The sequence below is a fragment of the Acidovorax sp. KNOB132 genome, from assembly GCF_057541515.1.
Map to the genome: position 1 here is coordinate 1 of NZ_BAAJYT010000170.1, position 8,481 is coordinate 8,481.

An 8,481-nucleotide genomic window follows, 5' to 3' on the forward strand; every position below is an offset into this window, starting at 1 on the left:
ACGGCACCTGCGCCACCTGCACGGCCCGCTCGGGCTACGACCAGCTCACCGGACTGGGCACGCCACGCGCTGCGGATCTGCTCGGCCGGCTGGCAGGATCCACCGTGGCGGCTCCGCCGCCGGTGGTGGGCAGCGCGGCGGTGAGCGGGCTGGCCGGCCAGCCGCTGTCCTTCACCGTCTCGGTGGCCTCGGCCAACGCGGTCAGCCTCAGCCTGGCGGGAGCCCCTGCGGGCATGGCGGTGTCCGGCACGGGCGTGGTCACCTGGGCCGCACCCGTGGCGGGCAGCTACGCGGTGACCGTGACGGCGCGCGACACCAAGACGGGCCTGAGCGGCCAGGGCACCTACACGGTGACCATCACCGCGCCCCTGCCTCCTTCGGTGCCGGGCGGCAGCATCTCCGGCACCGAAGGCGTGCCCCTGGCATTCAGCGGCGCCGCCACCTCGGTGAACCCCCTGCGCTACGCGCTGAGCGGCGCGCCGTCCGGCATGGCGATCGGCGCGGACGGCTCCGTGACCTGGGCGCGCCCCGTCCAGGGCACCTACGCGGTGACCGTGGCAGCCACGGACACCAAGATCGGCCTGACCGGCCGCGGCACCTATTCCGTGCGCATCGCGGCGGCCGGCAGCAGTACGCCCCCGGGCGGCCTCTCGGTGGCCGCCGCGCCCTGGACCGGCACGGCCGGCCAGGCACTCACCGGCACGATCACGGTCTCCGCGCCGGGCGCCTCCTGGCTGTCCGTGACGATCACCGGCGCCCCGCTGGGCATGGGCTTTTCGATACAGGGCACCACGGTGACCGCCCGCTGGCCTTCGCCGGTGGCTGGCAGCTACGCGCTGACCATCGTGGCGCGCGACTCCCTGGGCCGCACCGCCCAGGCCACGGTGCCGGTGTCCATCCGCTGAGCGCCGCCGGGGGCCGCCGGCACGCCGCGGCTCCCGGCCCTCACCAGCGGTCGGAGCGCATGCGCAGTTCCCAGTTGCCGGCGCGCAGGCTGTACACGCCCACGGCGCCGTAGCGCTGCTCGCCCTTTTCGTCCCAGGTCATGGTGCCGGTGACGGGCGCGTAGCCGTTGATGGCCCGCAGGGCCTTGGTGATCTCCTTCGGATCGGCGGACTTGGCCTGCTTGATGGCGGCCGACAGCACGTAGGTGGCGTCGTAGCTGTAGTGGCCGCCGTAGGCGGGCGGCTTCTTGAACGCGGTGTTGTAGCGGTCCAGGAACTGGCGGCCGGTGATGAACTCGCGCGCCTCCAGCACGGGCGAGGTGGCATAGATGGCCGTGACCATCCCCATGCCCTTGACCATGTCGGTGGTCTTGATGGTGTCGCCGCCCAGCACGGACAGCTGGGTGTAGTTGATCTTCTGCAGCGCCTGCAGCAGCGCCAGCACCTGGAAGTCGTTGAGCGTGGTGACGATCACGCCCACCTTCGCCGTCTGGATGCGGCGGGCCACCTCGTCGAAATCCGTGGTCTTGTCGTCGAACGACTGGCGCACGGTGACTTCCTTCTTCTCCGTCGCCAGCTGCTTGGCCGCGCCATCGGCCAGGCCCTTGCCGTAGGGCGTGCCGTCGTCCAGCACGGCGTAGCTGGCGGTGCTGAGCTGCGTGGCCGCGAACGAGCCCATGGCGCGGGCCTGCAGGTTGTCATTGGCCACCAGGCGCAAGGTGGTCTGCAGGCCCAATTCGGTGAAGCGCGGGTTGGTGGAGATGGCCAGCTGCGCGATGCCCTTTTCGGCATAGATGGGCGCCGCCGCGATGCTGACGCCCGAATTGAGGTTGCCGATGACCGCCACCACGCCGGACTCCACCAGCTGCTGCGCGGCTTTCTTGCCGGAGTCGGCGTCGGCCCGGTCGTCCTGCGCGACCACTTCCAGGGTGACGGTCTTGCCATCGACCGTGAAGCCGGACTTGTTGAGCTCCTGCACCGCCAGCGTCACGCCGTTGAGCATGTCCTGCCCCAGCGCGCCGAGCGGACCCGACAGCGGCTGGGCCACGCCGATCTTGATGGTGTCGGGCACCTTGCTGCACCCTGCCCCCAACGTGGCGGCCAGCGCCGCGATCGCCAGCAGCGCGGCACGCCTGCTTCCTTGTGTGCTCATAGACCCAGCTCCAATCCATTCAGTGGTTTACATGTATCCGGATGTATATAAGACCGAAGAGTCTTACGCTATCGGGTAACCCCTGCTCCATAGCAAGTTACATCCATTAGCAATTTCCGTCCCAGGCCGAAAGCGGTGCTAATGCACCCGCACAGTGCGCTTTCGGGCATCCGCCGCGATCCATCGGGTTTGCACCGCGCCGGCGCACCAGGATGGGCGTATTTATTGCTTAAGCTTGGGGCATGACCGACTCCCTGCGCATCGTGGTGGTGGCCCCCGACCTGGCGGTGGGTGCCGAGGACGACGAGCACGCCCAGCTGCAGGCCGAGCGCTCGCGGGCGCTGCGCATCGGCCTGCTGGAAAACAACTTCAACCTGGTGGCCACGCTGCCGGCCGACGTGTTCCTGAGCGAGCGGCTCGCGCAGCTGCAGCCCGACCTGGTGATCGTGGACGCCGAGAGCGACGCCCGCGACGCGCTGGAGCACGTGGTGATGGCCACCCGCGATGCGCCCCGCGCCATCGTGATGTTCACCAACGACGACGATCCCTCCCACGTGCGGCAGGCAGTGGCCGCGGGCGTGTCGGCCTACATCGTGGCCGGGCTGTCGCCCCAGCGCATCCGCCCCATCCTGGACGTGGCGATGGCGCGCTTCCAGCACGAGCAGGCCCTGCGCGCCGAACTGGCCGATGCGCGCAGCGAGCTGAAGGACCGCAAGACCATCGACCGCGCCAAGGGCCTGCTGATGCAGCGCCAGGGCCTGACCGAACAGGCCGCCTACGACAAGCTGCGCAAGAGCGCGATGGACAAGGGCATGAAGCTGGTCGAGGTGGCCCAGCGCATGCTGGACGTGGCGGACCTGCTGGGCTGACCGGCGCGGCCGGCGGCGCTGCACAAGGGCAGTGCGGCACTGCACCATCGCGCGGCTTCCGTGCCCGGCCCTGCACGCGCCGCGGCCCGCTTTGGCCCAGGGCCACGCGGCGCCCGGCGCCGGATGGTTCGATCCAAAAAGCCTCCCAGCGCAATCGACACTAGGGCATATCGCTACAAAAACAATAGCGAACATCCTGTATGGCCCGCTCTGGCACAAGGCTTGCAATGACGGAGGCAAGACCAACGTTGGTCGATTGCCAGGCCCCACCCAATGGCGGGTGCGACCTGGCAGAACCCGGACAAAGGCGTCCCCACCGCTCGCGGCGCTGCCCCCAAGGCAGCCTGCGGGCGTGTGAGGACGCCTTTTTTGTTTTTCACGTTGCCAGCCAAGCCAAGGGATGCCTTCCATGACCGACCTGTCCAAAACCAGTCTCCACCGCCGCACCGTGCTGCAGGCCGCCGCCGTGGGGGCCGTGGGCGTGAGCCCCGCGCTGCGCTCCATGGTGCATGCAGCCGGCTCCGACGCGCCGGAAAAGAAGGAAGTCAAGATCGGCTTCATCCCCCTCACCGACTGCGCCAGCGTGGTGATGGCCTCGGTGCTGGGCATCGACCAGAAGTACGGTGTGAAGATCGTGCCCTCCAAGGAAGCGAGCTGGGCGGGCGTGCGCGACAAGCTGGCCAACGGCGAGCTGGACTTCGCCCACGTGCTCTACGGCCTGGTGTACGGCGTGCACCTGGGCGTGGGCGGCCCCAAGAAGGACATGGCCGTGCTGATGAACCTGAACCAGAACGGCCAGGCCATCTCGCTGAGCAAGAAGCTGGCGGACAAGGGTGCGATCAACGGCCCCACGCTCGCCAAGCTGATGGCCACCGAGAAGCGGGAATACACCTTCGCCCAGACCTTCCCCACCGGCACGCACGCCATGTGGCTCTATTACTGGCTGGCCGCCAACGGGATCGATCCGATGAAGGACGCCAAGGTCATCACGGTGCCGCCGCCGCAGATGGTGGCCAACATGCGCGTCGGCAACATGGACGGCTTCTGCGTGGGCGAGCCTTGGAACCACCGCGCCATCATGGACGGCATCGGCATCACGGCCACCACCACCCAGGCGATCTGGAAGGACCACCCCGAGAAGGTGCTGGGCACCACGTCGGAGTTCGTGCAGAAATACCCCAACACGGCCCGCGCCGTGACCGCCGCCATCCTGGAAGCCGGCCGCTGGATCGACGAAGGCCTGGCCAACAAGAGCAAGATGGCCGAAACCATCGCCGGCAAGGCCTACGTGAACACCAGCGTGGACGCGATCAACCAGCGCATCCTGGGCCGCTACCAAGACGGCCTGGGCAAGACCTGGGACGACCCCAACTACATGAAGTTCTACAACGACGGCGCGGTGAACTTCCCCTACCTGTCCGACGGCATGTGGTTCCTCACGCAGCACAAGCGCTGGGGCCTGCTCAAGGACCACCCGGACTACCTGGCCGTCGCCAAGTCGATCAACCGCACCGAGCTGTACAAGCAGGCCGCCACTGCTGCCAAGGTGCCCCTGCCCAAGAGCGACATGCGCTCCAGCAAGTTGATGGACGGCGTCGTCTGGGACGGCAAGGACCCGGCCAAGTACGCCGACAGCTTCAAGATCAAGGCCTGACCCCGGGCCCCGCCCGAGCCGCCCGCCCCCAGCCCCCGCCAGGAGAATCCCACCATGGTCAGCGCCGTCTTCCACGCCCCGCCGGAGCCCACCCCAGCCGCGGTCCCTTCTGCTATGCAAACGATAGCAACACCGGCAATCAAAACGCCGGCATCGGAGCAAAAACCACTGCAGTCCGCCCCGCCCAGCCCGCCGCGGGCGCCCCGCGACTGGGCGGCCGCCTCGCGCGCCTTCTGGCTCGCGGTGCTGCCGCCGGCCTGCGGCCTGGGCCTCTTGATCGGGCTGTGGGCCGTGGTGTCCTCCACCACTGGCCAGAGCATTCCCGGCCCGCTGGAGACCTGGAAGCAGGCGCTGGAAGTCTTCAGCAACCCCTTCTACCGCAACGGCCCCAACGACCAGGGCGTGGGCTGGAACGTGCTCGCCTCGCTGGAGCGCGTGGCGGTCGGCTTCGGGCTGGCGGCGCTGGTGGGCATTCCCGCGGGCTTCGTGATCGGGCGGTTCCACTTCCTCTCGCGCATGTTCAACCCGCTCATCAGCCTGCTGCGGCCCGTGTCGCCGCTGGCGTGGCTGCCCATCGGCCTGCTGGTGTTCAAGGGCGCCAACCCGGCCGCCATCTGGACCATCTTCATCTGCTCGATCTGGCCCATGGTCATCAACACCGCGGTGGGTGTGCAGCGCGTGCCGCAGGACTACATGAACGTGGCCCGCGTGCTCAACCTCTCGGAATGGAAGATCGCCACCACCATCCTGTTCCCCGCCGTGCTGCCCTACATGCTGACCGGCGTGCGCCTGGCCGTGGGCACCGCCTGGCTCGTGATCGTGGCGGCCGAGATGCTGACCGGCGGCGTGGGCATCGGGTTCTGGGTCTGGGACGAGTGGAACAACCTGAACGTCAAGAACATCATCATCGCGATCTTCGTGATCGGCATCGTCGGGCTGCTGCTCGAATACGCCCTGGTCAAGCTGGCCACGGCATTCACGTTCGAAGAGGTGAAGGCATGAACAACCCCGCGAAATTCATCGAGATCCAGGGCGTCGCCCAGACCTTCAAGACCGCCAAGGGGCTGTTTCCGGCGCTCAAGGGCATCGACCTGTCCATCGCCAAGGGCGAGTTCGTCGCCCTCATCGGACACTCGGGCTGCGGCAAATCCACCTTGCTCAACCTGATCGCCGGACTCACCGTGCCCACCGCCGGCGCGCTGCTGTGCGCCAACAAGGAGATCAAGGGCCCCGGCCCCGAGCGCGCGGTGGTGTTCCAGAACCATTCCCTGCTGCCCTGGCTGACCTGCGAAGGCAACGTGCACCTGGCGGTCGAGCGCGTGTTCGGCAAGCGGGAACCGAAGGCCCAGCTCAAGGCCCGCACCGAGGCCGCGCTGGCCATGGTGGGCCTCACGCACGCGGCGCAAAAGCGCCCCGGCGAGATCTCGGGCGGCATGAAGCAGCGCGTGGGCATCGCCCGGGCGCTGTCGATGGAGCCCCAGGTGCTGCTGATGGACGAGCCCTTCGGCGCGCTGGACGCCCTCACCCGCGCCAAGCTGCAGGACGAGCTGCTGGAGATCGTGGCGCGCACGCAGAGCACGGTGGTCATGGTCACCCACGACGTGGACGAGGCCGTGCTGCTGTCCGACAAGATCGTGATGATGACCAACGGCCCGGCCGCCACCATCGGCGAGGTGCTGGCGGTGGACATCCCGCGCCCCCGCAACCGCGTGGCCCTGGCCGAAGACCCGCGCTACCTGCGCAGCCGCAAGGCGGTGATCGATTTCCTGTACACGCGCCAGGCGCATGTGGAAAAGGCAGCCTGAGGCGGCGGCGGCCCCGGAGGCACGGCACCGCGCAGGCCGTGCGCTCCGATTGTTTTTCATGTTTTATCAGATCGTTTAAGCAATTTTCAGGGATTTTTCAATCTGTTAGAAAGCCGTCCCCATAATATCGCGCAGTGGCCCGTGCGCCACCGTGAAAATCCTGATTCCAGTTCAGCACCCCCATCAGGGGAATGGAATATCACGATTTTTGCGCATTATTCACCAAAACGGGGATTAGCGACGCCATGGCAGACCAGAAAATCACCACCATTGACCATGGTGCCGGCGTCAACGCCACGCTCAGCAGCGTTCATTACCCCGGGGACCATTGCAACCTGCCGAACAGGCGGGTAGCCCACACCGGAAGCAGCGATGGCGACTGCATCCGGGTGCGTGCCATCACGAAAGATCCCGCAGGGGCTTTGACGGTGGCCTGGTCCCCATCCTGAGGCTGCGCCCGCGCCCATCGCCGCACACGCCACCGCCGCCCAGGAAGCGCTGAGCCCCTGGGCGGGCCCCTCCGCCCTGCCGGCCTCGGCAGATCGCAACCCTTGAAACGCCCTCCACCATGACCCCGACGCCCATTCCGTCCGTGCCGCGCTCGATTTCCATCGAGGACACGCAAGCCCATCACCTGCAGCTGTTGAACCCCGCCCAACCAGCGCTTGGGGCTTCGCCTTCCGCCCGGCCCGACGCACCGGCGCTGCAGACCTTCAACGGCTACTACACCCTTGGAAACGCCCAGGGCGCCTTTTTCGCGGTCGACACCAACATGGTGTTTCAAGCAGGCACCATCGCCCCCGCGTACCACGTGTCGCTGATCATCTCGCTGGACGGAACCTCCGCCACCCGCTACCCCTTCACGGGAAGCTTCGACGGCAAGACCCTGCACCAGACGTCCGACCAGGGGCTCACGGTCGAGCTGGAGTTCACCCGCGCGGGCGACACGTACGGGCCGGTGGCCTTCTGTTCGGGAAGCATCACCTTGCCGAAGCAAACGAAGGTCGATGTCTCCGGCGCCACCTACAACAACCCCATTGCAGCCGCCCTCTTCGCCGGCGATTACGTCGATACGGCGACCGGGAAAAAGGTGATGCGGATCGGCTCGGACAACCAGCTGCAGTACGACCCTGGCACCACTGGGAATCTTCAGCCGGTGCACACCTATGCGTACAACCTGAACATGTACTTCTTCACGGTCGCCCAGGGCAGCGAGACCGTGTCGCTCATCATGGGCACCGCTGCCGAGCAGGGTTTCGCCTGCAACAACATGGTGACCGATGGGCAAAAGCCCGCGCAGATCCGGTCGCTCGTCACCATTCCCCAGGCCGAGAAACCCGACTTCGCGCTGTACGACCTCAGCGGGTGCGAACTGGCGGATTTCAGCGGCTACTATCCCTTCCAATTCGACATCGAGACCCTGCAAAGCCGGTCTTTCGTCTCCATCCAGGCGCAATACGCAACGCTGCTGCCGGGCACCGACTGGGATCTGAATTTCGTGGCCATCAGCATTTCAACGGATGGCATCAATTCCCAGGCCTATTATTTCAATCCATTCACAATGAGTTTCAAGGATGGCATTCTGGACATGCCCGAGCAGAATATCCACTTGCAACTCACCCGAAAATACAATCCCGCCAATGGATCGCTGGTTCAAATGAGCGGCACGATCAACGGACAGAAAATAACGGGATCGACCCCCTTCAACCCCGTTCCTTTATCTGCCTTCGCTGGCCAGCCCCTCACCAACCGCCTGGGCGACCGGCTCGCGGTGAATGGCGAAAACAGCGTGACCTACAACGGAGATAATGTCAAAAGCATTATCTACGTCCCTTTGATGTACATCTTGGCCTACCCCGTCGGCAATCCCGACCGTGGTGATGTCTTTCCGGCACCGATGGCGCCCATGGCACCGCGTGCATCGTGACCACGAAGGCCAATACCCCGACGCGGCCACCACGACGTCTGGGCCACTTCCCCTCATAAGGGACGTGGTCCCGACGGGTGGCGCGGCCGCCGGCCGTCAGCGGGGTCGTCCAGCCAGCCCGCACCACCC

7 protein-coding genes and 1 pseudogene are annotated in these 8,481 nt (G+C 66.6%); 7 read left to right on the plus strand and 1 reads right to left on the minus strand.

What is annotated here, in order from left to right; translation table 11 throughout:
* A pseudogene (locus AC27IO_RS17620) lies at positions 1 to 905 on the plus strand (peptidase S53); the annotation flags it as partial.
* Positions 906 to 945: 40 nt separating this feature from the next.
* Here the strand turns inward: AC27IO_RS17620 and AC27IO_RS17625 are convergent.
* Positions 946 to 2,097 (minus strand): branched-chain amino acid ABC transporter substrate-binding protein, encoded by a 1,152-nt coding sequence (locus AC27IO_RS17625; RefSeq protein WP_284411791.1) that lies wholly within the window; start codon positions 2,095 to 2,097, stop codon positions 946 to 948.
* 242 nt (positions 2,098 to 2,339) lie between these two features.
* Between AC27IO_RS17625 and AC27IO_RS17630 the strand changes: the two genes are divergently transcribed.
* From AC27IO_RS17630 to AC27IO_RS17655, 6 genes are all read left to right on the plus strand, one after another.
* Positions 2,340 to 2,966 carry an ANTAR domain-containing response regulator gene (locus AC27IO_RS17630; RefSeq protein WP_272568327.1) on the plus strand — a complete coding sequence of 209 codons (627 nt, stop codon included), beginning with the start codon at positions 2,340 to 2,342 and terminating at the stop codon, positions 2,964 to 2,966.
* A gap of 409 nt (positions 2,967 to 3,375) precedes the next feature.
* Positions 3,376 to 4,620: a CmpA/NrtA family ABC transporter substrate-binding protein gene (locus AC27IO_RS17635; RefSeq protein WP_498739926.1), complete on the plus strand. Its 1,245-nt coding sequence runs from the start codon at positions 3,376 to 3,378 to the stop codon at positions 4,618 to 4,620.
* A 54-nt stretch (positions 4,621 to 4,674) separates the two neighbouring features.
* Entirely contained in the window at positions 4,675 to 5,622 is a 948-nt protein-coding gene (gene ntrB, locus AC27IO_RS17640) for a nitrate ABC transporter permease (protein ID WP_498739927.1), read from the plus strand.
* Positions 5,619 to 6,425, plus strand: coding sequence for an ABC transporter ATP-binding protein (locus AC27IO_RS17645; RefSeq protein ID WP_498739928.1), 807 nt, complete (start codon positions 5,619 to 5,621; stop codon positions 6,423 to 6,425). Before ntrB ends, AC27IO_RS17645 begins: the two co-directional genes overlap by 4 nt.
* 245 nt (positions 6,426 to 6,670) lie before the next feature.
* Positions 6,671 to 6,874 carry a hypothetical protein gene (locus tag AC27IO_RS17650; protein ID WP_498739930.1) on the plus strand — a complete coding sequence of 68 codons (204 nt, stop codon included), beginning with the start codon at positions 6,671 to 6,673 and terminating at the stop codon, positions 6,872 to 6,874.
* Between the two features lie 119 nt (positions 6,875 to 6,993).
* Positions 6,994 to 8,352 carry a hypothetical protein gene (locus AC27IO_RS17655; RefSeq protein WP_498739932.1) on the plus strand — a complete coding sequence of 453 codons (1,359 nt, stop codon included), beginning with the start codon at positions 6,994 to 6,996 and terminating at the stop codon, positions 8,350 to 8,352.
* Positions 8,353 to 8,481 lie beyond the last annotated feature (129 nt).

Bases quoted from the DNA above. Each gene is read 5' to 3' on its own strand.
- AC27IO_RS17635 (WP_498739926.1), top strand. From the start codon at position 3,376: ATGACCGACCTGTCCAAAACCAGTCTCCACCGCCGCACCGTGCTGCAG.
- ntrB (WP_498739927.1), top strand. From the start codon at position 4,675: ATGGTCAGCGCCGTCTTCCACGCCCCGCCGGAGCCCACCCCAGCCGCG.
- AC27IO_RS17625 (WP_284411791.1), bottom strand. From the start codon at position 2,097: ATGAGCACACAAGGAAGCAGGCGTGCCGCGCTGCTGGCGATCGCGGCG.
- AC27IO_RS17650 (WP_498739930.1), top strand. From the start codon at position 6,671: ATGGCAGACCAGAAAATCACCACCATTGACCATGGTGCCGGCGTCAAC.
- AC27IO_RS17655 (WP_498739932.1), top strand. From the start codon at position 6,994: ATGACCCCGACGCCCATTCCGTCCGTGCCGCGCTCGATTTCCATCGAG.
- AC27IO_RS17645 (WP_498739928.1), top strand. From the start codon at position 5,619: ATGAACAACCCCGCGAAATTCATCGAGATCCAGGGCGTCGCCCAGACC.
- AC27IO_RS17630 (WP_272568327.1), top strand. From the start codon at position 2,340: ATGACCGACTCCCTGCGCATCGTGGTGGTGGCCCCCGACCTGGCGGTG.